The sequence below is a fragment of the Pseudohongiella sp. genome (assembly GCF_011050365.1).
Lineage (GTDB): Bacteria > Pseudomonadota > Gammaproteobacteria > Pseudomonadales > Pseudohongiellaceae > Pseudohongiella.
Window position 1 is genome coordinate 126954 of record NZ_DRFV01000001.1, and the last position, 22661, is coordinate 149614.

The 22661-nt window shown below is 55.6% G+C and carries 17 protein-coding genes, 2 tRNA genes and 1 pseudogene; 6 read left to right on the plus strand and 14 right to left on the minus strand.

Annotation, left to right across the window (positions count from 1 at the left end; all coding sequences use genetic code 11):
• The first annotated feature begins 94 nt into the window (after positions 1 to 94).
• Together ENH71_RS00535 and ENH71_RS00540 are read left to right on the plus strand one after the other, a co-directional pair.
• Positions 95 to 2158, plus strand: coding sequence for a PQQ-binding-like beta-propeller repeat protein (locus ENH71_RS00535; protein WP_294132921.1), 2064 nt, complete (start codon positions 95 to 97; stop codon positions 2156 to 2158).
• 213 nt (positions 2159 to 2371) lie between these two features.
• The gene (locus ENH71_RS00540; RefSeq protein WP_294132919.1) at positions 2372 to 3838 is read left to right on the plus strand and encodes an amidohydrolase family protein; all 1467 of its coding nucleotides are present in this window, start codon (positions 2372 to 2374) and stop codon (positions 3836 to 3838) included.
• Between the two features lie 67 nt (positions 3839 to 3905).
• Here ENH71_RS00540 and ENH71_RS00545 read toward each other — a convergent pair whose 3' ends face one another.
• The 4 genes from ENH71_RS00545 to ENH71_RS00560 form a co-directional block, all read right to left on the minus strand.
• Positions 3906 to 5183, minus strand: a complete 1278-nt coding sequence (locus tag ENH71_RS00545; RefSeq protein ID WP_294132916.1) for a DUF1302 family protein — start codon at positions 5181 to 5183, stop codon at positions 3906 to 3908.
• Positions 5184 to 5218: 35 nt separating this feature from the next.
• Entirely contained in the window at positions 5219 to 6031 is an 813-nt protein-coding gene (locus ENH71_RS00550; protein ID WP_294132913.1) for an outer membrane lipoprotein-sorting protein, read from the minus strand.
• Positions 6021 to 8360, minus strand: coding sequence for an efflux RND transporter permease subunit (locus ENH71_RS00555; RefSeq protein ID WP_294132908.1), 2340 nt, complete (start codon positions 8358 to 8360; stop codon positions 6021 to 6023). Before ENH71_RS00555 ends, ENH71_RS00550 begins: the two co-directional genes overlap by 11 nt.
• Positions 8361 to 8499: 139 nt before the next feature.
• The gene (locus ENH71_RS00560; protein WP_294132903.1) at positions 8500 to 8934 is read right to left on the minus strand and encodes a MarR family winged helix-turn-helix transcriptional regulator; all 435 of its coding nucleotides are present in this window, start codon (positions 8932 to 8934) and stop codon (positions 8500 to 8502) included.
• A 314-nt stretch (positions 8935 to 9248) separates the two neighbouring features.
• On the opposite strand from ENH71_RS00560, the gene ENH71_RS00565 reads away from it, so the two are divergent.
• The 3 genes from ENH71_RS00565 to aroA all read left to right on the plus strand — a co-directional run bounded on the left by ENH71_RS00565 (position 9249) and on the right by aroA (position 12013).
• Entirely contained in the window at positions 9249 to 9461 is a 213-nt protein-coding gene (locus tag ENH71_RS00565) for a DUF2061 domain-containing protein (protein WP_414704698.1), read from the plus strand.
• Between the two features lie 93 nt (positions 9462 to 9554).
• Entirely contained in the window at positions 9555 to 10619 is a 1065-nt protein-coding gene (locus tag ENH71_RS00570) for a CNNM domain-containing protein (protein WP_294137341.1), read from the plus strand.
• A gap of 98 nt (positions 10620 to 10717) precedes the next feature.
• Positions 10718 to 12013, plus strand: coding sequence for a 3-phosphoshikimate 1-carboxyvinyltransferase (gene aroA, locus ENH71_RS00575; RefSeq protein ID WP_294136435.1), 1296 nt, complete (start codon positions 10718 to 10720; stop codon positions 12011 to 12013).
• A gap of 25 nt (positions 12014 to 12038) precedes the next feature.
• On the opposite strand, the gene ENH71_RS00580 is transcribed toward aroA, so the two are convergent.
• The 3 genes from ENH71_RS00580 to ENH71_RS00590 all read right to left on the minus strand — a co-directional run bounded on the left by ENH71_RS00580 (position 12039) and on the right by ENH71_RS00590 (position 16872).
• Positions 12039 to 14360, minus strand: coding sequence for a TonB-dependent receptor (locus ENH71_RS00580; protein WP_294136439.1), 2322 nt, complete (start codon positions 14358 to 14360; stop codon positions 12039 to 12041).
• An 86-nt stretch (positions 14361 to 14446) separates the two neighbouring features.
• Positions 14447 to 15325: a universal stress protein gene (locus tag ENH71_RS00585; protein ID WP_317622429.1), complete on the minus strand. Its 879-nt coding sequence runs from the start codon at positions 15323 to 15325 to the stop codon at positions 14447 to 14449.
• Between the two features lie 62 nt (positions 15326 to 15387).
• The gene (locus tag ENH71_RS00590) at positions 15388 to 16872 is read right to left on the minus strand and encodes a SulP family inorganic anion transporter (RefSeq protein WP_294136441.1); all 1485 of its coding nucleotides are present in this window, start codon (positions 16870 to 16872) and stop codon (positions 15388 to 15390) included.
• Here ENH71_RS00590 and ENH71_RS00595 point away from each other — a divergent pair.
• A complete protein-coding gene (locus ENH71_RS00595) occupies positions 16871 to 17074 on the plus strand; it encodes a hypothetical protein (protein ID WP_294136442.1) in 204 nt (67 codons plus the stop codon). The two genes, ENH71_RS00590 and ENH71_RS00595, sit on opposite strands and share 2 nt — an antisense overlap.
• A gap of 89 nt (positions 17075 to 17163) precedes the next feature.
• Here ENH71_RS00595 and ENH71_RS00600 read toward each other — a convergent pair whose 3' ends face one another.
• The 7 genes and pseudogenes from ENH71_RS00600 to ENH71_RS00630 form a co-directional block, all read right to left on the minus strand.
• A complete protein-coding gene (locus tag ENH71_RS00600) occupies positions 17164 to 18849 on the minus strand; it encodes a CocE/NonD family hydrolase (RefSeq protein ID WP_294136443.1) in 1686 nt (561 codons plus the stop codon).
• A 52-nt stretch (positions 18850 to 18901) separates the two neighbouring features.
• Positions 18902 to 18975 (minus strand) — tRNA-Gly (locus tag ENH71_RS00605).
• 573 nt (positions 18976 to 19548) lie between these two features.
• Positions 19549 to 20283: pseudogene (locus ENH71_RS16135) on the minus strand (AMP-binding protein); the annotation flags it as partial.
• 3 nt (positions 20284 to 20286) lie between these two features.
• Positions 20287 to 20667 carry a photoactive yellow protein gene (pyp, locus tag ENH71_RS00615; RefSeq protein ID WP_294136446.1) on the minus strand — a complete coding sequence of 127 codons (381 nt, stop codon included), beginning with the start codon at positions 20665 to 20667 and terminating at the stop codon, positions 20287 to 20289.
• Positions 20668 to 20780: 113 nt separating this feature from the next.
• Entirely contained in the window at positions 20781 to 21950 is a 1170-nt protein-coding gene (locus ENH71_RS00620; RefSeq protein ID WP_294136447.1) for an SEL1-like repeat protein, read from the minus strand.
• Between the two features lie 39 nt (positions 21951 to 21989).
• A tRNA-Pro gene (locus ENH71_RS00625) sits at positions 21990 to 22066 on the minus strand.
• 167 nt (positions 22067 to 22233) lie between these two features.
• Positions 22234 to 22653, minus strand: a complete 420-nt coding sequence (locus tag ENH71_RS00630) for a DoxX family protein (protein ID WP_294136448.1) — start codon at positions 22651 to 22653, stop codon at positions 22234 to 22236.
• Between the last annotated feature and the right edge of the window lie 8 nt (positions 22654 to 22661).

Sequence of the window (22661 nt, forward strand, 5' to 3'; positions counted from 1 at the left end):
GTGGGTGGGGTTACGTCCTGGCGAATGCTGACAACAAGAAAACCACAAAAGCCCGAATATCGTTTTTGGCTTGATGAGGAGAGTGCACGTGAATATGAAAAGTAAATTACTGGCAGGCGGCTTTGCCAAAAAGCCCGCGCTGACCGGCCTGATATCCCTGGTGGCTGGTGTAGCGATGGGTGCTCCCGCGCTGCTTTCTGCCCAGGCAGAGCCTTCCGCGCAGGGAGAGTCCATCGAGTGGCTGACCCTGGGCTCAGACTATGCGCATACCCGTTATTTGCCGGCGTCACAGATCAACGCTGACAACTTTGAATCCCTCGAAACTGCCTGGGTCTGGGACGGCGCCAGCTTCGGTGCCAGCAGTGGCCGGTCAACGCCGAGTTACATCGACGGTGTCCTGTACACGGTTGCCGGCGACCGACGCCATGTCGTCGCCCTGGATCCGGTCACCGGCGAGACCATCTGGTCATACCGCGAGCCGCACACCTTCCGTCACGAATACTCCATGCGTAAAGACTACGGTAAAGGCGTAGGCTACGGTGAAGTCGACGGCAAGGGCGTGATTTACATCATCAGCCCCGGCTTTTTCCTGACCGCCCTGGACGCCAAGACTGGCGCGCCGCTGGAAGGCTTTGGTCACGAGATCGGCGTTGAAGGTTTCCCGGAAACCGGTGTTGTGGATCTGCAGAAGATCCTGGCAGAAGCCAATGGTTACGAGTTCGACCCGTACTACGGTATTCCGCTGGAAGAAGGTTACATCACCGCATCATCACCGCCCATCGTGGTCAATGGCACCGTCGTTGTGCCGAACTCTGCCGAGCAGGGTTACAACCAGACCCGTTTTGAGAACATCCCGGGTGACATCCTTGGTTTTGACAGCGCCACCGGCGAGCACAAGTGGACCTTCAACATCATTCCGGACAAAGGCGAATTCGGCTGGGATACCTGGCAGGACGGCGATGGCAACCAGATCGAAGATCCACGTGCTTACACCGGCGAGATCTCTTCCTGGGCACCGGTAGCAGCCGATCCTGAGTTGGACATGGTTTATATTCCGACCAATGCCGCCTCCATCGACTTCTATCGTGGTCACCTGCAGGGCGACAACCTGTACGGCACCAGCCTGATCGCGCTGAATGCATCCACGGGTGAGCGAGCGTGGCACTTCCAGCTGGTCCACAAGGATATCTGGAACTACGATACTCCGACGGCACCGGTGCTGCTGGACATCCAGCAGAACGGTCAGACTATCCCGGTGGTTGCTCAGGTCAGCAAGCAGGCGTTTACCTACGTATTCAACCGTGAAACCGGCGAGCCAATCTGGCCGATCGAAGAGCGAGCGGTACCGGCAGGCCTGATCCCGGGCGAAGTACTGTCCCCGACGCAGCCGTTCCCGACCAAACCGGCGCCCTATGACATGCAGGGTCTGACTGAAGATGATCTGATCGACTTCACACCGGAACTGCGTGCACAGGCGATCGATGCGATCTCCTCGTTCGAGACCGGTCCTTTGTTCCAGCCACCATTGCATCGCGACAATGAGATGGGCAAGCAGGCCGCACTGTGGTGTCCGGGTGACATCGGTGGTGTCAACATCGACGGTCCTGCCGCCGGTGACCCAACGACAGGCACACTGTTCGTGACCTCACGCAAGGGCTGCACCAACCGTATCATGGCACCGGCGCAAGAGCGTGATGCCATGCTCGAGCTGCCTACAGGTACAACCTTCACGGCTTACGCGCCACTGCGTTCAGCGCTGGTTCGTGGCCCACAGGGTCTGCCACTGTTCAAGCCGCCCTTCAGCCGTATCACTGCGATCGACCTGAATACCGGTGATCACAAGTGGTGGATTCCTGTTGGTGAAACGCCTGACCGCATCAAGAACCATCCTGCCCTGGAAGGTATTGATGTCGGCAACACCGGCAGTGGCACTGTGGCACCGATGACGGTGACTGACACCATGCTGATGTACGCCAGCACTTCCAGCGACGGCTCGCCCGCGCTGTATGCGGTAGACAAGGCCACTGGTGAGCAGCTTGGCAAGGTTGCCGTGCCGGAAGTCAGCCGTTACGGCATGATGAACTACCAGCACGAAGGCAAGCAGTACGTGATGCTGCAAACCGGCGGTACGCTGACAGCACTGGCTCTGCCAGACTGATAGCAATGCCGTTGCGATCCTGACCTGGTCGGGATCTGAAAAACCCGTCGCACCGACAAGGTCCGGCGGGTTTTTTTATGCCCGGTTATGCGACCAGGCGATCCCGGCTGGCGTCGGGTATTGATGTTAAGCGATCAGGATTCTTGCTACAGTCGAAGGTGACTTTTCAGCGATCGACCCTCCAATAATTCAAATTTATGAGGTTGCCGCACCATGAGCCACGAAATCGATAAAGACGGAACCCGTCTGCCCATCAAGATCGACACCACTTCCAACGGCGAATACGCCCCCATGCCGCTGTCACCGGTCAACATCAAGGCCAACGCGCTGGCGCATGCCAACGCCACCGCTAACGCCAAAAAACGGGGCTGGGATCGCCGCAAATTCCTGGTGTCCAGTTGTGGCGCCGCCAGCACACTGCTGGCCTTTAATGCGGCCAACGCAGCCGTAGGCAAGCGCGGCGGATTTTATCAGATCAATGATGAGGCTGCGGTCGACATGCAGCTGGCGCAGGCCGAGGTGGATGGCAAAGAGTTCATTTTTGATGTGCAGGGGCACTATGTGAACCCCAATGGCGCGTGGCTGAATCTGGTGCCGGAATCATCCCGGCCCTATTCCGGTATGGAGAAGGCCAGCTGCGAGCTGGCGGACATGCCGGGCGATCGTGCCTATCTCAATTGTCTGAGCGCCGACGAATTTATCAAGGATGTGTTTCTGGACAGTGATACCTCCATCATGGTGCTCAGTTTTGTGCCGTCGACGCAGGAACGCGAGCCGGTCACCATTGAGGACGCCAACGAAACGCGGAACATTGTCGCGCAGCTTGATGGCAGCAAACGGCTGATGATCCATGGTCGTGTTAACCCCAATCAGGACGGCGATCTGGAAGCGATGGATGAGCTGGCGGAGCGCTGGGACATCTGTGCCTTTAAGACCTATACCCAGTTTGGTCCCGGTGGCGTGGGATACTGGTTAAGTGATGATCCCGGCCTGGCCATGATAGAACGTGCCCGTTCGCTGGGGGTGCGCAATATCTGTATCCACAAAGGCCTGCCCTTTGGTCCGGTATCGCTGCAGCACAGCCGCTGTGATGATGTCGGGGTAGTGGCAAAGATGTACCCGGACATGAACTTCCTGATTTACCACTCCGGTTACGACAACTCCATTACCGAACAGGCATTTGCCCCGGGCGAAAACCGCATGGGTATTGATACCCTGATTCAGTCACTGATCGACAATGATGTTGCGCCCAACAGTAATGTTTACGCCGAACTGGGCAGCACCTGGCGATTGTTGATGCGCGATCCGGACAATGCCGCGCATTCGCTGGGCAAACTGTTCAAATACGTCGGCCAGGACAATGTGCTGTGGGGCACGGATTCGATCTGGTATGGCTCGCCGCAGGACCAGATCCAGGCTTTTCGTACCTTCCAGATTTCGCAGGAATTCCAGGAGCGCTTCGACTATCCGGAAATCACACCCGAGCTGCGCCGCAAGGTGTTTGGCCTGAATGCGGCAGTGCCGTACAACATCTCCGCGGCAGAAATTCAGGGTTTTCTCGCCGGCGACAGCGTCAGTCAACGCAAGCTGGCGTATATGAACAATCCGCAGCCGCACTTCAAGACGTATGGCCCGAAAACCCGGCGTGAATTCCTGAATTTCCTCAAGCTGGGCGGGTGAGGAAACGAAATCTCACCCGAAGACATTGCGTTTGCCAGTGCGCAGTGTCTTCGGGTGAGCGCAGCCCCTATTGGAAAGCATAGGACAAACCAATGCTGACTCGGCTCTGGTCCCTGAACTGTCCAAATACGCCTTCCCGGGCGCCATAGTAGCGGTCGATTTGCGAGATCAGCGTTATATTTGAACGATACCTGTAATTTGCAGATATATTCCAGTAACCGTCTGCATCGTTCAGCGAATGCACTAACAAACCTTCCAGAGAGAATGTCTGGTTGTAAAAATCGCGTTTTACTAAAAAGGAAACCTGTTGCTCTTGCTTGTCTCTGACATAGGCATGGCTCTCACCCGCGATATGACTCAAGAACCACTGCGCACTGAGTAAGGTGTCCGAGATGCCGTTATAATCCAGTCCTATGACGCCTTTGAATTCTCGCGTTGCACTTTGCTCTAAAGTCGCTGGTGACGTAGATGGGACTCCCAACGGCACCGTATCGCTTAGATATCCCAATTCGCTACGGACCGTCACACTGCCAAAAGCCTTTGCGACAGTCGCGCCCAATAAATGGGTACGAACGTAGCCCGTACGAATATGCAAAACATCATCCCCGGTAAATTGTGCAACCGCGCGGCCGTTATTGATTTGATTCAAGTAACCAAGACCCACATCCCAGCCACTTACGAAACCTGTCAGGCGCATGCCATAGTCAGAGTCTTGCCAAAACCGGTCAGGTTTTTCCTGCCGTTCAAACAAGACTTGTTGATTGCCGGTGAGCAGTGGCGTCAGTTTCGTCGAGCGAACCTGATATGACGCTCCTGCTTCGGGATACGCATGATAGGTTTGATCGGGTATCCACAGTAGCTGCATTGTCCAGTCTCGCACGGGAAACTCTACATTGGCGGTCCATAGCGGGATGCGTCTGTCCTCAAGATCATCAGAGATGAACTCGCGATAGCGCAGCGGATTGACAACATCCAGCACCTGAAGTCCGTCGGCCTGACCCCATACCACTTGCTGCTTCCCCAGACGAATAAACACGTCTTCTATATAGCCATCGACATAAAACTCGCGCAACTCCAATTCTGTTTTGCTGTCGATAAGCCAGCGCCTATTTAATTTGTCGCTAGAGTCTTGCGTTGGTCGATATGGCTCAAGATTATCCGTGGACTCATATCGAAGCACAGTCTCGGAATAGAATCGAAAGCCATTATCAAAACTACTTTCGATCTCTACCCCCAGCCGGTTATCGAAGTTCTGCAAACGACTAGAGTAGTTTTCGGTATTATCGACAACATAGGACGCTTGCGTATCAAAAATGCCACGTATATCTATCTCTGCGAACGACACATTGGCTACTAGCAGAAATGCGACGGCACTATACCTCATCGTAAGCCTCGTCGCAGTCTAGCCTGAGTGAACACAGCGTCATCGATAGGGGTTGTGTAATCGACATCGGAGAACAATAACAATGTCTTGTGCTCAGTCTTGTGATTCTCTACAGATATTTCCAGGGTAGTCCAAATTCCGCCGATCTGCACAATGGAACTATTGGCGACCGTCTTGAGCCTATTGCCATTCAGGTCCCAGAACTCCGACTTTCTGGACATCCATATACTTGGATCCACATGAAGCAAGACTTTACTATAGCCAAGCTCCTTCGCGACATCACCATCGACTGGTGTTGCCTCGACATCGAAGACTTTGTGTCCTTCGTAGGTCGACTCCCCCAACAATCGGAATACATAGTCTTCCGTCTCTATCTTATTTTCTTTCTTTATCTCCTCATAGGTGAGGTCTGTGCCCAGAAAGTAGTCACCTCTGTTGGAGCTGGAAATTCTTCTAATTTTTCGTAACGCAGGAAGATACAGCCACTGGTCATCATCTTGTTCAGAATCTGCGTAATCGAATGTTAGAAAACCCGTTCCTCGCACATTGCTAGGTTCCGTATAGAAAAGCACTGTGCGCTTTTCTTCACCAAAGTATTTCCGATATCCTTGGGTCTTCTCAACGCGCTTTATCCCGCGCCGGTCAGTTAACTCAATGGTCAACGAGCGTGTCACGTGCTCACCATCTTCGCGTGCGTTGACTTGACCAATTATATCCAGCGCGCTCATCTCGCTCTCTTGAGCGCTGACACCTGGCGTACTCGTCGTTAAGGCAAGGGTTAGGAATGGCAACCAATATTTAATCTTCATGTCGATGTTCTCCTAGAAATTTGGGTTTAAGAACTAGAGCAAGCGGTGGTAGCAAGAGCAGAGAAGCGATAAACGCTGCACTGACTGCTATTGCAACGAGAAAGCCAAACTTGAGCAGTGGCGGCACATCAGAGGTGACTAGTGCGCCAAAGCCTAAAGCAATGGCCACAAAGTTAAAGAATTGCGCTCTACCACTTTTGGCATACAAACGGGTTAGGCTCTCGGTCCACGTTTCTTGTTTTTCTTTTAACAGATGTCTCATGGTATGGGTTGTATGCACGGCGAAGTCCACACCGAGTCCGATCGCGATAGATGCGAACATCGAAGTCGATACGCTCAACCATATTCCTGTGACACCCATTACGGCGTAGATCAGCAGGATGGATAGACCCACTGGGATAAAGACCAGAAGCCCAGCTGCGACAGAACCAAATAGAATGCTCGCCATCACTACAACTGCAAGCGAGCACAAGATTACGCTCATTAGGTTGTTCTGCATGATTGGCGCGATCCAATGATAGCTAACCGGTATATCGCCTGTGACTGTTGCAGTTGCTCCGCTGCCTGCAAAGTTCTCGTCGATCCAGCCCTGGATATCTTCTACTACCAGTTTGTTGTCGGAATATTTGTTTTGCGTCAGGGTGGCCCGGATCAGCGCCTGGCGACGTTCGCCGTCAATCTTGTCTTCGAAAGCAGTCGGATCACCCGATGCCGTATACAAGAAAAACAGTTGAGCTATCAGCAGTTCGTCGTCGGGAATCTCATAGGTCTGTTCGTCATTTTCATTTACCGCTTTGTTCATTTGCTTAATGAAATCAACGACAGAGGTGCTACCCTTAATCCCATCGATGCTCTCGAGGTAGCGCTGGGTTTCCTCGATCTTGCGCAGTACCAGGGGATTGTAGATTCCTTCAACTTTTCCGGTTTCGACCAGCACGTCCAGATAGTAGGTGCCGTCCATTAGTTGATTGACCTCCTGGTCTGCTATGTAGATCGCTTCAGTGGTCTTGAAGTTTGCAATACGTTCTTCATTTGGCTCAACAAATGTAGCCCCGATAACAGCGGCCACTGCTACTGCGAAGCCAAAGAGCACGGTGAATTTTGGATTGCTTAAAACCGACTTGCCAACGGCATGAAGCATCCTGGCGCTTAAAGTAGGTCTCACCGCTTTGTTCGCAGATGCTTTAAAAGCGCCACTTGGCTTTGGTTTTAGAAAGGACAGGAGCGCAGGTAAAGTAGTCATGCTATAGGCCCAGGCCAGGAACACCGAAAGCGCGCCAAATACTCCGAAATAGTAAATAGGTGGCATCGTGGTCGTTGCGGCGAGAGCCATAAAACCTGCAATTGTGGTGAATGTGGTGAGCGTAACCGGCTGCCACATATTACCCATGGCGCGAGTGGTGATAGTGATTGCATCGGCATCAGGATCTAGCGCGATTTCTTCGTAGTATTGACTGAAAATGTGCACCGAGTCGGCAACTGCAATACCAATCATGCAGACAATCAGACCGTTGGTAATAGCGTAGAAGGCGACTCCTGCCGCTGCCATTGCCCCTATGGTGCCACCGGCTGTTAGTATCACAATGAGGTTTGGGATAAGCGCGCCGCGAACTGTTCGGAACGCGATAATTAGAATTATTGTGATGATGACTGCCGCTAGCGGATTGAGCTTTTTCGCGTCGTTGTCAATATAGGCCGAAAGATAGCCCGCGACGGCACCCTCTCCGGAGACATGAATGACGTCGCCATTTCCAAGGGGCGCGTCCTGTAATAGCTGTACGACAGACTGGTAAGTTTGTGCCGCTTTGTTCTCGTCTATGAGCTCTGCAACGACGACTGTGGCCTGCCCGTTTCGTGCAACCAGTGTTCCCTGGTACAGAGGGAAATCTTCAATGGCAGACTTGATCCATTGAATACGTTCAGCGCTGTCGGGCGACTCCTCAAAGAAGTCTTCCACTTCCAGGCCATCAAAGGTACCAACAATATTGGCTTCAGTGGCCAAGGAGGTAATTTGGTCGGGGTCTATATTGTCCATTGTCTGAATGTTGTTGCTGATCCACTGCACCAGCCCCAGACTGCCCGGATTGTAGATGCCCGTATCACTGCGATTGACCACGGTCACGAGTATCGGGGCCGCGATATTAAACAGCGCTTCGACCTCGTCGCGGTTAATCAATGCGGGGTCTTCCGGGTTGATGAACGCATCCGCACTGGTGTCTTTGCGCAGCTTGGGCGCTTGACTCCCCAGCGCCAGGAAACTCACCAGGGTTAGGGCGATGACTGGCCAGCGCCAACGGACGATAAAATTGAAGAAACCTGCAGATGTCATATTTTGCTCCTTTAACAGCAATACTTTCGTGTTCATTAAGTGGCTAATGCGTTATTGATCATGTAGTGTATATACACATCCGCAGGTCAAGATTGCTATGTAGTGTATATACACTTTTGTGTTTTTAAAAAAGATGTTGCTAGTCGCCGAAGGCGATATCCAGCCATAGCTCCTTGTTTGCCTGCCAGTTTTCCTGGCCAATGCGGCTTACGAAGCTTGCCTGCATTTGCTTCCATAGAGGCAAGGCTTTGGCCAGGATGGCGTCACCCTTTGGCGTGATCTGCACCTTTCTTTCGCGTCTGTAGCCTTCTTCGGCAAGTGTGATCAGTCCTTTCTCGGCCATGAGTTCCAGCGTGCGGATAAGAGAAGTGCGCTCCATCGCAAGCTTGTCTGCCATCGTTGTGATAGAGGATGGCTCCTTGCCCTTTATGATCGCCAGCAGTGTGAATTGCGTGCTCTTGATGCCTATGCTCTTGAAGGCCTCATCGTAATCGCGCGTGATACGGCGCGCTGCCGCCCTGGCTCTAAAGCAGGGACAGTTTTCAAATACGTCTGTTAAGTCTTCTTTATTCATGGAGTGAACCTTAGCATGTGTATATACACTACGCAACAGGTTTTAGGCGAAACTATGATGCCTCTGTAGACCGACGTCTTTTGCGAACGCCGATCCAGGACCCAGGGCCCGAAAACCCGGCGTGAGTTTCTGGATTTCCTCAAGCTGGGCGGGTCAAGGCGGCGAGGGGGGGGTGAAAAAGCCAGTCGGTATTGATAATTATTATCATTAAGATAGAAATTAACAAATTCCTATCCACAATGCCCTGTCCTATGCTTTGGTCATCGAAAAAGCCACCGGCGCCGCCGGTGGTCAACCTTCAAGCGATTAAGGACATGGACATGAAACAGGTACAAAAAACCGCCAGTTTTGCTGTATTGCACTTTATGACGGCTTTCTCCGTGGCCTGGGCCATGACTGGCAGCATGTTGATTGGCGGCGCGGTGGCGCTGGTGGAGCCGGCGATCAATACGGTTGTGTACTTCCTGCATGAAAAATTCTGGCAGCGCAGGGGCACAGCAGTGCCTGCGCCGGTATTGAACGCCTGAGTGCAACCGTCAATGCTCATAAATGTTTGTCGCTGCCGTGTTTAGTGTAGTAGCATTTGATTCCCTTGTTGTTTGGAGATTCAAAGACCCTCTATGGGCCTACTTCTGGTATTCGCACTCTTATCCATCTGTGTCTCATTTGTCTGTTCATTGCTGGAAGCGGCGCTTCTGTCTCTGACCCCCAGTCATGTCACGCGCTTTCGTCACTCCGACCCGGAGCTGTACCGTAAGCTACGCAAACTCAAAGATCGTATTGATCAGCCGCTGGCAGCGATTCTGACGCTCAATACTGTTGCTCATACCTTTGGAGCGGCCGGTGTTGGCGCCCAGGTGGGTGTGGTGTTTGGTGACGGTTATCTGGCTGTGGCCTCTGCCGTGATGACCTTTCTGGTGCTGATTCTGTCGGAAATTATTCCCAAAACGCTGGGCGCGCGTTATTGGCAAAACCTGGTGCCGTGGTTGCCCGCGACGCTGAATTTCCTGATTCTGATTCTCAAGCCTTTCATTATGATGTCGGACAAGATCACCGAGTGGATGGGTGTGGGCGCGTCGGACGTTGACCTGCGCTCGGAAATCAAGGCGCTGACCAATCTGGGCCGGGACACCGACCAGCTGGACGAAGACGAGCGGCGAGTGATTGCCAATATTCTGGACCTGCATGAAGTGCAGATCAAAGACATCATGACGCCCAAGACCGTGTGTGAGTATCTGCTGGCCGACTCGGCAGTCGGAGATATTCTCGATGCCATGCGCGATACCGCATTTTCGCGTTATCCGGTGGTGGATCAGGAAGAACATCCGCACGGCGTCGTGTTTCGCGCAGAGCTGCTGGATGCCGAGCCCAATGCCAAAGTGGCCGACCTGATCAAGCCGGTCAAAATCGTCACCGACGAGATCAGCGCTGAGGCGCTGTTGGGGGCCTTCCTGAAGGAACATCAGCACATGGCCATGGTGTACGACCAATATGGCACCTGGCTGGGCCTGGTAACCATGGAAGATGTGCTGGAGACCATCCTGGGTCAGGCCATCATGGATGAGACCGACGATATTCCCAATATGCGGCGTTTCGCCCGCAAGCGCTGGGAAAATCGACTCAAGTATCAAAGCGGCAAACCCCAGAGTCAGGCGTCAACGGATGCCGGCGCTACCGGGAAGTAGTTAGCTGCCGGGAGTAGTGTCAGTACGGGCATTTTTGAGCGCAGCGCGGGAATCCGCTATACTCGCTGCATTCCCGTCCTTTAACGCGTGCTCTCATTATGTCTTCCCATCACAACGATTCGCTGGTGCTGGCGCCAGTCAGCACCGCCCGCGGGGAAATTACCCTGCCGGGCTCAAAAAGCCTGTCCAACCGCATACTGCTATTGGCTGCTCTGGCGCAGGGTGAAACCCGCATCAGCAATCTGCTGGACAGCGATGACGTGCGTTATATGCTGCAGGCCTTGACCGCGCTGGGCGTCAAGCTGTCGCTGAGCGAGGATAAAACCGAGTGTCAGGTGCAGGGCAGGGGCGGAGAGTTGTTTTATGAAGGCGCGCTGACATTGTTTCTGGGTAATGCCGGTACTGCCATGCGTCCGCTGTGTGCGGCCCTGGCGGCCAGTGGCGGAGAGTTTACGCTGACCGGTGAGCCACGCATGTATGAGCGCCCCATCGGCGACCTGGTCGACTGTCTGCGGGCGACCGGGGCAGATATCACCTATCTGGGCGAGGAATCGTATCCACCCTTGCTGATTCGTGGCAAACGCCTGCGCGGTGGCCAGGTCAGTATTCGCGGCAATATTTCCAGTCAGTTTCTGACGGCCATGCTGATGGCGGCGCCATTGTGTGAGGGCGACCTGGAAATAGTTGTGGATGGCGAGCTGGTGTCAAAACCCTATATCCGTATCACGCTGGATGTCATGCAGCGTTTTGGCGTGATCGTCGACAACCATGACTATCAACGTTTTGTGGTTCGTGCCGGTCAGCACTACCGCGCGCCGGGCGACATCATGGTAGAAGGCGACGCGTCGTCGGCTTCATATTTTCTGGCCGCAGCAGCCATCGCCGGCGGCACCGTGCGAGTACATGGCACGGGTTCCGCGAGCGTGCAGGGAGATGCCCGCTTTGCCGATGTTCTGGAACAGATGGGCGCAAAAGTTAAATGGGGTGAGACCTGGATAGAAGTCAGTGGCGGGCCGCTCAAAGGCGTCGACGTGGATCTTAATCATATTCCCGATGCGGCGATGACCATTGCTACCACGGCGCTGTTTGCTGAAGGGCCGACTGCGATTCGTAATATTTATAACTGGCGGGTCAAGGAAACCGATCGATTGTCGGCCATGGCCACGGAACTGCGCAAGGTGGGTGCGACGGTAGAAGAGGGGGATGATTATATTGTTATTACGCCGCCGACGCACATTTCACCGGCGGTGATTGATACCTATGATGACCATCGCATGGCCATGTGTTTTTCCCTGGCCGCTTTTGGTGACAGCCCGATCACCATCAATGATCCGGGCTGTACCGCAAAAACCTTCCCTGGTTATTTTCAGCTGTTCAACAGTCTCACGCGCTGAAGCGTGAGACTGTGGTACGACCGGCTTACTGCCAGTCGTAGGAGACGTTCAGGTAAACAGTGCGACCTGGCCATGGATGCGCGACAAAGTCGATGTCATTGCCGATATTGTCGACGCCTGCACCCAGCGAGAAACCATTGCCGAAACGATAGTCAGTCTTGATGCCCACTCGCGAATAGCCATCCTGTGCACCGTAAACATTCTGTTCGGTGTCGCGGTTATCGTTGCGACCAAAACTGGTGTCGGCGTACTGATAGTTCAGGCCCACGTTCCAGTCGTCACTGATGTGATAGGTGGCCAGCAGATTGGCGCGCCACGTTGGCAGACGCGGATACACATTGCCCTCGATGCTGGGATCGACGCGGTTGCGCACAATTTCATTGTCGGTGTAGGTGGTATTAAAACGCAGGTCCAGGTTGTCCAGCCACAGATCACTGGCGTTGACAATGAACTCGCCACCCAGGGTGTCCACCTGGCCAATCGGAATGAAGGTGCGTACCGAGATACCACCGGCCAGAGTTTCGGCCTGTGCCTCAATCACATCGTCAATGCTTTCCTGGAAGGCGTTGACGCGGATATAACCGCCGTCAAAGCCGTATTCCACGCCCAGGTTGTGATGCAATCCGGCTTCCGGTTTCAGCGTCGGGTTGGCCTGATTGATGGTGTTATACGCCTGGTACTGGCTGAACAGCTCCTCAACGATGGGGAAACGGTAGGCCTCGGCTACCGCGTAGCTCAGGGTCAAGTTATCGGTCGCCTGATAGGCCGCGGTAAACTTGGGTGAGAACGCACTGCGTGATTGCCCGGGCACAGCGATGGGCTGCACGTTGCCGCCAACCTGCGTGGTGTAGTAGCCACCGTTGCTGTTGAATGATTCGTAGCGCCCGCCCAGGGTCAGTGCCAGTTGCTGTGTCGGCAACCAGCTCAGTTCGGCAAACGCGGCGCTGACATCGGTTTCGCCGCCACTGCTGCTGTTAAGCTGGTCCTTGCTGCCTGACCGGTAGTCATTGGAATCATAGACATCAATGTTCAATTCATAGGCATCGTAGCGCAGGCCCGTGACCAGGCTGAGGTTGTCGACACCGAGCTGATTGAAGGTCAGTTTTACCTCGGCACTCTGCCAACCGGTATCGCCAAAATCAGTGACCTGACCCGCTGGCGTATATCCGGGATCAGCCGGGTTGCGCAGCGAGTCGCGGCTTTCATCACGCACAATGGCAAACTGGTTGAGGTTGGTTTCCAGATCAATCGTGTCAGTCAATGGGCCACGTACTCGCAGTCCCAGTGACAGGCTGTCGCGTTCCTGCTCGCCCACACCCAGGCGACCGGCCGGGATGCTGATGCCATTGCCGTCCTGACGCACATTGCCACTCCAGACCAGGTCCCCACTGCTGTCGCGCATATAGGCATTGGGCTGATTGCTGGAAGCACGATCTTCGTAAGCGATATTCACCAGCCCGGACCAGGCACCGATGTCGTGACCAATCTTGATTTTGTAATTCTGGGTCTGGGTATCGACTACGCCGGTATCACCAAACCAGAGTTGAGAGTTGCCGAACTGGTCGTTGCCAATCACGCCGCCACTGACGTTGGCGGCTGTGGGACTGCTGTTGTTGGCACCAAAATAGAAGGTCTGTGGCTGTGAGTCGTTTTCCAGGCGGTTGTAGGAAAAATACAGGCTGGTATCGCCGATTTTATCGCCTACCGAGAAGAAGCTTTTGTAGCCATTGACCCGGTCATCAAAGCCATAGGCGTCGAATTCCTGCGAGTAGTAGGAACTGTCGAAATGGAATTCACGTTCCTGCGGGATGGCTGACTCGATCAGTACCACGCCGCCCATGGCATTGCCGCTGTATTCAGCAGAAAACGGTCCGTAAAGTACTTCGACCTGGGCGATTTCACTGGCTGACACCATCGACCAGCGTGGCGAGCCATTCCAGCGCGATTGCAGCAGGTAATGCAAGGGCACGCCATCAGCAAAAACCATGGAGCGCGAAGTCTGGAACATATTGGCGCCGCGCATACCCATGGTGCCGTTGGAGTCGCCGATAAAACGACGGCGAATGACCAGGCTGGGTTCGAATTTGACGATATCTTCGGTGGTGGCGATATTGATGCTGGCCAGATCTGCCTGGGTAAGCACGCTGGCAGGATGGCTCAGGCTGGAGCGCTGTCCGGCTTCACTGCCCCAGATCAGAATCTCTTCGATGGGGGCAGCGGCGTTGCTGCTGGTTTGTTGTGTGGTTTGTGCCTGCACTATGGAGCTATGGCCGGCGGCAGCGACCAGCGCCATGGCGCAGCCAAGGAGGCGTTTGTTGAAAACCGGTCGAGCGTGTATCGAAAACATGAAAAATTCCTGAGCCAGTTTGCCTTGATGCTGGCAGTTTACTCAGTCTCGTGATTCACACAATGTGGCATAGTGTCGCAGCGCCGTTAGCGCAGCACCAGCAGCGATACCCGGGTGCGTTTGATCATGGCGGTGGTGGTGCTGCCCAGAATCAGGTGGCGTATGCGCGAATGCCCGTACGCGCCCATGACCAGCAGGTCGATATTTTCTCTTTCCTGATACTCGGCCAGCGCGGTGTCCGCGTCGCCGGCAATGATGGTGCCGGTGACCTCGAAGCCCGCCGCGGACAGAGCATCGGTGGCTTCGCGCAGTTGCTCGCGAGCGACGTCGGTATCCGCGCCCACCATGACCACATGATGGGGAATGCCGCGTCCCAGCGGGCTGGCAGCAACAATCTGAATACCTTTGCGCATGGTGGCACTGCCATCATAGGCAACCATGATCTGCTTGGGCGGGGCAAAGGACTGCTGGGCAATGAGAATGGGTTTGTGCATGGCGCGGATGATGCTTTCCAGATGGCTGCCGATGTGGCCGTGGGCTGACTCGGTGTCGGCGCCACGTTTACCCACCACCAGAATGCGGGTTTCGGGTTCCAGCTCAATCAGGGTATCGACCAGTTCGCCATGGCGCTGCCGTGACTCGGCATCAATAATTCCTTTTGCTTCCGCCCGCTGCATGGCGGCCTGCAACATCAATTTGCCTTTTTCCATTTCAAGCTTGGCACGTTGCTGGTCTAGCTCAGCCAGTTCCTGCATCAGGTTTTCCTGCGCGCCCAGGCCCAGGCTGCCACTCAGGTTGCTGGCAGTAGTGCTTTCGGTTTTGTCCAGCACGTGCAGCAGGCTTAGCTGCGTGTTCATGCGGCTGGCAGTCCAGGCGGCGTAGTCGCACACGGCTTCGGCGTAGATCGAATCATCAATGCAGGCCACGACCTTGCCCTTCATTTCCGGAATCTGAATGTTTGACATTGTGGCTTTCCCCTATTGTTGCTGGTTGTGGTGCGGCGTTTGGTGTGACTGCCAGTGCCGACCTAGTGCCCCATCAGCCGTTCTACGGCATCAGGTTTGTCGTGTACCGCAAACCGGTCCACCAATGTCGCGCTGGCCTCATTGAGGCCAACAATGCTGACATCGGCGCCTTCGCGGCGGAATTTGATGATGACCTTGTCCAGTGAACTGATCGCGGTGATGTCCCAGAAGTGGGCACGGGTCAGGTCGATAGTAACCTTATCTATCGCCTCTTTGAAATCAAAGCCAGCGATAAACTGATCTGCCGAGGTGAAGAAAACCTGGCCGACGACCTGGTATTGACGATGATCCCCCTCATCTGACAAGGTCGAGCCGATATACAGAATATCGCCAACCTTGCGCGCGAAGAACAGGGCGCTGAGCAGGACGCCCAACAACACACCCAGCGCCAGGTTGTGGGTGATGACCACCACCACAACGGTGGCGATCATGACGATGCTTGAGCTTTTTGGGTTCTTGCGCAAGTCGGCCACCGATGACCAGCTGAAGGTGCCGAACGCGACCATGAACATGACCGCGACCAGGGCCGCCATGGGTATCTGCCCGACCCATTCGTCAAGAAACACCACCATAAACAGCAGTACGGTGCCGGCAGTGAATGACGACAGTCGCTTGCGGCCACCGGATTTGATGTTGATGACAGATTGACCAATCATCGCGCAGCCGGCCATGCCACCGATCAGGCCGGTACCAATATTGGCAACACCCTGGCCGACACATTCGCGATTTTTGTTACTGGGCGTGTCGGTCAGGTCATCAATGATGGTGGCGGTCATCATTGATTCCAGCAGGCCCACTACCGCCAGCGTGGCAGCATACGGAAATATGATCTGCAGGGTTTCCAGGTTGAGTGGCACATCCGGCCAAAGAAAGATGGGCAGACTGTCTGGCAGTTCGCCCATGTCGCCGACCGTGCGCATGTCAAAACCGAAATACATCGCCAGCCCGGTCATGACGACAATGCAAATCAGTGGCGAGGGCACCGCCTTGGTGATGTAAGGCAACCCGTAAATGATCACCAGGCCGCCGGCCAGCATGGCAAAGACCAGCCATGTGGCGTTGTCACCGGTGATCTCGGGCAATTGCGCCATAAAAATCAGGATCGCCAGTGCGTTCACAAAGCCGGTCACAACCGAGCGTGACACAAAACGCATCAACAGCCCCAGTTTGAATGCACCGGCCAGAATCTGCAGCACCCCCGTCAGCAGCGTCGCCGCCAGCAGGTATTCCAGACCGTGATCGCGGACCAGGGTGACCATCACCAGCGCCATGGCCCCGGTCGCGGCCGAGATCATGCCCGGGCGACCGCCCACGATGGCAGTAATGACGGCAATGGAGAAGGACGCGTAGAGGCCCACTTTGGGATCAACACCGGCAATAATGGAGAATGCGATAGCCTCGGGAATCAGCGCCAGGGCGACGACGATACCGGCGAGAACGTCGCCACGGATGTTAGAGAACCAGCTTTGTTTCAAGGCGTGTAACATGGATTGGGCCTGGGTTATAAAGGTGAAAATAACGTATCAGATGGCGGAGCGGTCGTTGCCCGCGGTCCGGACGCGCAGTCTGGCATCAAAAAATGACGGGATTGTGCAAGCAGGAACTTATGGTGGCGTGGCCGCAGGCCAGGGCGCCTGGGAACTGATTAAAGATGCCATGATGGCTGCTGTATCCAGTGACTGCGTTTGAAGGCGCGCATTTTAGCAGGCCTGACTCAGGAAATCACCCGCCTGTGCCCGGACGCGTTAAGGAGAGCCGGGCGCAAACGGGGGGCAGTGTCAGTCCAGTGGTGCGGTGACCACCGGCAGCACGATAGACGATGGCCGGTTGGCATCAAAATAAATCGTGTTGCGCGCTTCCTGCGCTGGTGTACTGCTGTCATCAAGTGCTGCGCCGTTATTCGGATTGACGGCAAAGCGCGGATAGTTGCTGGAGGTCACGTGCACACCGATACGGTGACCGGCTTCAAAGGTCTGCGCCGTACTCCACATATTGATGATCAGTTGTTCAACCGCGCCCGGCGTCATCAATTCGACGTCGCCCGGATTTTGCCCGTTGCGGAACCGCGCCCGGATCGGATAATCCAGAATCAGGGCTTCATAACCGTCTGGGTAGATGTCCACCAGCTTGACCACAAAGTCGGTATCCAGAGCATCCGTGGCAACAAACAGTTCCATGTCGATATGGCCGGCCACCACAACGTCCTCTTGCAGCACCGGGGTGCTGAAACGCAGGTAGTCCTGGCGTTGACCAATGTCGCGTTGATCGCGGGGACCCACATCCGCGCCCAGGTTCTGACCACCCATGGTGGGCACCGGATTGGTCGGGTCAAAGGTATAGGTTTTGCTGGCATCAGTCACCGCAGGCGGCTCGACGGACAGGCCCATATCGGGCTGCAGGTAGTAGCGGGTTTTGTTGTTCTGCGGCGGCCAGCTGTCCATATGAATGACGCGGTTCTTGTCGGAGACATTGCCTTTGCGCGCCGAGGCCATCATGTAGATGCTCACTGGCGGCTCGTCCATGATGCCGTTGTCGATATCCTTCAGCCAGTAGTCCCACCAGCGGAACTGCTCTTCAAGGTCGCCGTTGATCATGCCGCCACCCGGATACTCCAGGTCGCCCTGCAGCACGCCATGGCCGAATGCGCCCATGAACAGTTTCTGTTTGCCACGGGCCTGTGGGTTGCCATCGTTTTGCAGATAGACAAAGTTATGCAATGAGCCTTCGGCGTAAATGTCATGCCAGCCGCCGACGTTGTAGACCGGGATTTCGACATTGTCGCGATGAAACAGAAAGTCGGTTGCCCGCCACTGATCATCCAGCACAGCGCGTGCTTTGTAGGCGTTGATGGCTTCTTCGCTGACGCCCTGGCCGCGCAACCAGCCGCCGGAGTGACTCTCTTTGAACACACCGCCGACAAAGCGTGAGCGGTAGAACAGGCTGTCGGGGGCGACCGTGACATAAGCGGCGGTCAAATGTGGCGGCGCTGCGGCGGCGGCCAGGTTGGAGGTAATGCCCGGGGCCGAGGTGCCAAAAATGCCGACGTTGCCATCACTGAAGTTCTGTGCCGCGATCCATTCAACAGTGTCATAGCCGTCTTCGATATCGTTTTCGAAAGGCTGGTTTTCACCTTCCGAATCATAACGACCGCGCACATCCTGAGACACCACGGCATAACCCCGGGTGTTGTATTCGGCGACGCTGCGATCAATGCCGTCTTTATCGTAAGGGGTGCGGGTGAGAATCACCGGCCAGGGACCGTCGCCGTCAGGCAGGTAAACATTGGTAGCCAGTTGTATACCGTCGCGCATGGGCACCATGACAATGGTCTTGTTATCTGGCGTCAGTGGTTGAGCGTGCCCGGCGGCCAGCCCGCAGGACAGCATCAGAGCAACAAGGCACTGTATGGCCAGGCGCGGTGCCAGTCTTCGGGTGAGGCGACAGGGGTGTCCGGAAGAAAGCATAACGATTTACCTCGTGTTGTTTTTATTGAAGTATCAGCGGCTGCCTGTTGGTTGGAGCGGGTGAAGGGAATCGAACCCTCGTCGTAAGCTTGGGAAGCTTCTGCTCTGCCATTGAGCTACACCCGCGGAGGGCTCAAGCTAGCCGAATTATGGCGGTTTGTCGAGCGGGTTCGCTGTCGGTCAGACGCTATCGAAGCCTGAGCGGAAACAACCGGTAATGCCTTTGTATTGTGATACCGTCCAGCCGATGCGCTTGTTCAGCGTGTCCACCGGAAGCGCGGGGGCGATCACCACCGAACGCGGGGGCGGGGTGTTGCCCAGATTGTCCGCGAGCCAATCACTGTAGTTCAGACACCACTGCCTGATGTCATCCGGTGCGTGTTCCAGCACAACAAAATAATGCAATCCGGTCTGACCCTCGTGGCTGTCACTGCGGACACGGGCGTCGACGACATCCGTGTGTTGCTGCAGTGCTGTTTCCAGTTGGGCGAGATTGACGTTGTTGCCGTGAATCTGCACCACCGGGTCGGTTCTGCCCAGCAGAGTGATATGGCTGTCGTCATGCTGCTGTAATTTATCGTGCAATTGATGCTGCTGGCCGTCGTCCCTGTCCTGCACTATCCAGTGCTCTTGCTGCTGGCTCAGCGTCCAGAACGATAGCAGGGTGAAGGGCGTATTGTCCTGCTGGCGCCATGCCAGGCCGGCGGTTTCGCTGCTGCCATACACTTCGATCAGTGTGGCATTGGCATATTGCCGACGAATGGCGGCGGCAGTGTCGGCCGGCAGCGGGGCGGTCGAACTGATGCCGGTGAACGTGTCAGGAAGCGACACCTGATGCGTCAGCAACATGGACCAGATGTCCGGCGTTGCCGCGATAACATCACCATCGCGCAGTTGCCGGGTCCAGGTGGCCGGCAGTTCGCGCGCCGGCTTTACACGGAGGCGCTCACAGCCCAGTGCCGAGGGCAGCAGTATGCTCCAGATAAAGCCGTAAATATGATGCGACGGTACCGTGCTGACCACGCGTCCGGCTGTCGGCAGCAACGCCCGAAAGGCATCGATTTCGCGCTGTAATTTGCTCAGCGCATGAGCGGCAGGTGTGGGCTCGCCGGTAGATCCGGAGGAGTAGAAATGCAGGCTGCTGTCGTCAATGGCCAGGCTGCGTCGGGCGACGCCGGTCCAGCCTTCGGCCGACCGTCTGGCCAGTAGCAGGTCGGATACACCGGTGCGGTCCAGGCCCAGCATGTGAGCAAAACGACGCGCCAGCTCGACCATGTCGAGCGAGGCGAGTCCGAAATGACGGGGATGCGTCAGCAGGTCAGTTGGCTGGGTGTCTGCCTCAAGGAGCAGATCACCCAGGCCGCGTCGTTGCAGGGCATCGCTGAGAAAGTCGTCCAGATAACTTTCCAGTAGCCCCGGTTGTTGCCACCACATGGATCAGAGTCTTTTAACAAAGATCCAGAAGCTGCCACCCACCAGTGCCGGTTTCATATGAACTTTTACTTTGGTTGGTGTCATCTGGTAGTCAAAGGTGTACTCCAGCATGACGCTGCCGCGGTCGGCGACGACCTTGTCAAAGGCGCCCTTGAACTTGGGCGTATTGGTGCAGGGCGCAACATCGGTGAAGAAGTTTTTGCCGATCACCTGGCCGGGTGAGCGACCGGTGATCGCGCCTTCGGCTTCATTGTATTGCTGAATAACGCCATTGGCATCCAGTTGAATCGCGCCAAAAGCCAGGTCGTCGATTTGTGACGTGCTCATGTTGGCCAGTTTGTTGTCGATATCCGAGGCGCCAAAATCAATAACTTCCAATGACATACAGTTTTCTCCGGTGAACTGGGCGGTGACGCGCAGTGCTGATTTAGTTTGTTGCTTGGTTTGTGTTTAAATTTGTTGCCCGACCATTACGTTACTTTCGAATGATCGGATCATTACGGCGGGTTATTATTGGCGTCCGTATTTTCATCCGGTATCCGGGTTACGCGGACAGTGTCCGGATTTTGTTCCGCGTATGCGCGCATCCAGCGAGCGGCCATCAGACGGGCCTGCAGGGTGGTTTCTTCGTCCATTTCAGCGCTCAGGCGCTCAAGTGAACTGATCGCATGTTCATAACCAAAACGGTATGCCAGTTCGTACCACATGTGGGCAATGGCGAGGTTCTGCTCTATACCCAGACCGTCAGCGAAAATACGCGCCAGAAAGTATTGTGCGGTGGCGTCGCCGCGGTGGGCGGAGCGATTGAACCAGTAGCGTGCCTGCTCGTAATCACGCGCAACACCTGCCTGATCTCCGGTCGCATACAGAATGCCAAGCCGCGTTTGTGCATCCCGCAGTCCCTGCTCGGCCGCCAGTCTGAAATAATCCCGCGCCTGCGCGGCATCGCGCTCAACGCCCTGGCCGGTGGCGTACATCAGCGCCGCATTGTACTGCGCGTCAGCGCTGCCATTGTCGGCGGCCATGGTAAACCAGGTCAGCGCTGCGGTCGGGTTGGGTTCACTCACCAGACCACTGATCAGCAGCACGCCCAGATTATATTGTGAATCGCGGTGACCCTGGCGTGCGGCTTCCTGATACCAGCGCATGGCTTCGGGGAAATTCTCCGCCCGGCCCTGACCGTAAAAGTTCATGGTGCCAACGGCATACTGGGCATTGGCATCGCCCTGTTGGGCGGCCTGTTCGTACCAGTAATAGGCTTCCCGGTAATTCTGTTCTGTGCCCTGGCCCTGATCATACATGACGCCCAGACTGAACTGCGCGCTGACGATACCTTGCTGGGCAGACAATGCGTAGAGTTGCATGGCGCGTTCGAAATTTTGCTCGGTCCCGATGCCCTGATGATACATCAGCGCCAGATTGTACTGGGCGATGGCGTGGCCGATCATCGCGCCTTCGGTGAAGACACTCAGCGCCGTGTCGTAGTCTTCGTTTTGAAACGCTTCGAGCCCCACTTCCACTGCGAAGCGCTCGCTGGCGGCCGCATCCGCCGCCGGAACGTCGGCTGCTGGTTGATCCTGAGCCTGTGCCAGCGCCGCCTGTGACAGGCAACCGCATAGCATCAGTGTGGTCAATCGTCGGGATAGTCGGAGAGAAGTTGAAATCATGGCCTGATTGTAGCTTGGCGCACTGACGATAGCCAATGTTGGTCGGAGTGAGAGGATTCGAACCTCCGACCCCTGCCTCCCGAAGGCAGTGCTCTACCAGGCTGAGCTACACTCCGAAGGGGTCTGTTACATGTATCAGCGTCGGGCCGGTGACCGCGCGTCAAGCGCTGGTCCCGGCGTCAGCGCCCGGGGCGCATAATATGTCAGAATCGAAGGCGTTTTCCAAGACCCCGGCGTACAAACTTGTACGGAAAGCCGGGGTCCGGGCTCGTCGACGCTGACTTTATGCCGCGGGTTTGCGGTTATCCAGGCTGAAAGCACCGGCACCGGCGCCACTCAGGGCCAGCAGGCCGGCCATGATACCCATGTTCTTGAAAAAGTTCTGCGTCTCGTGCGAGCGTTGCAGACCTTCAGCCATGGTCCAGAAGTCGTGCATGACCAGGCTGATGACCAGGGTCAGGCCTGCCAGCACAAACGCCACCAGTCTGACCTGATAGCCGGTAAACAGCGCCGCGGCACCGCCAACCTGAATGACGCCGCTGAGGATCAGGAAAAACGGAATCAGGAACACGCCATGCGAGGCCATGTACTCCACGTGCATGTCGTACTGGGTAAATTTCATCAGGCCGGGCAGCAGAAAATACACGGCCAGAATAATGCGGGCGGCGGGCAAAAACAGTCGGGCAAGCGCTTCGGGTATCATGGGAGGTC

Bases quoted from the DNA above. Each gene is read 5' to 3' on its own strand.
- ENH71_RS00560 (WP_294132903.1), bottom strand. From the start codon at position 8,934: ATGAATAAAGAAGACTTAACAGACGTATTTGAAAACTGTCCCTGCTTT.
- ENH71_RS00600 (WP_294136443.1), bottom strand. From the start codon at position 18,849: ATGCTTTCTTCCGGACACCCCTGTCGCCTCACCCGAAGACTGGCACCG.
- aroA (WP_294136435.1), top strand. From the start codon at position 10,718: ATGTCTTCCCATCACAACGATTCGCTGGTGCTGGCGCCAGTCAGCACC.
- ENH71_RS00535 (WP_294132921.1), top strand. From the start codon at position 95: ATGAAAAGTAAATTACTGGCAGGCGGCTTTGCCAAAAAGCCCGCGCTG.
- ENH71_RS00595 (WP_294136442.1), top strand. From the start codon at position 16,871: ATGGATTGGGCCTGGGTTATAAAGGTGAAAATAACGTATCAGATGGCG.
- ENH71_RS00580 (WP_294136439.1), bottom strand. From the start codon at position 14,360: ATGTTTTCGATACACGCTCGACCGGTTTTCAACAAACGCCTCCTTGGC.
- ENH71_RS00620 (WP_294136447.1), bottom strand. From the start codon at position 21,950: ATGATTTCAACTTCTCTCCGACTATCCCGACGATTGACCACACTGATG.
- pyp (WP_294136446.1), bottom strand. From the start codon at position 20,667: ATGTCATTGGAAGTTATTGATTTTGGCGCCTCGGATATCGACAACAAA.
- ENH71_RS00585 (WP_317622429.1), bottom strand. From the start codon at position 15,325: ATGTCAAACATTCAGATTCCGGAAATGAAGGGCAAGGTCGTGGCCTGC.
- ENH71_RS00550 (WP_294132913.1), bottom strand. From the start codon at position 6,031: ATGAAGATTAAATATTGGTTGCCATTCCTAACCCTTGCCTTAACGACG.
- ENH71_RS00555 (WP_294132908.1), bottom strand. From the start codon at position 8,360: ATGACATCTGCAGGTTTCTTCAATTTTATCGTCCGTTGGCGCTGGCCA.
- ENH71_RS00570 (WP_294137341.1), top strand. From the start codon at position 9,555: ATGGGCCTACTTCTGGTATTCGCACTCTTATCCATCTGTGTCTCATTT.
- ENH71_RS00565 (WP_414704698.1), top strand. From the start codon at position 9,249: ATGGACATGAAACAGGTACAAAAAACCGCCAGTTTTGCTGTATTGCAC.
- ENH71_RS00630 (WP_294136448.1), bottom strand. From the start codon at position 22,653: ATGATACCCGAAGCGCTTGCCCGACTGTTTTTGCCCGCCGCCCGCATT.
- ENH71_RS00540 (WP_294132919.1), top strand. From the start codon at position 2,372: ATGAGCCACGAAATCGATAAAGACGGAACCCGTCTGCCCATCAAGATC.
- ENH71_RS00590 (WP_294136441.1), bottom strand. From the start codon at position 16,872: ATGTTACACGCCTTGAAACAAAGCTGGTTCTCTAACATCCGTGGCGAC.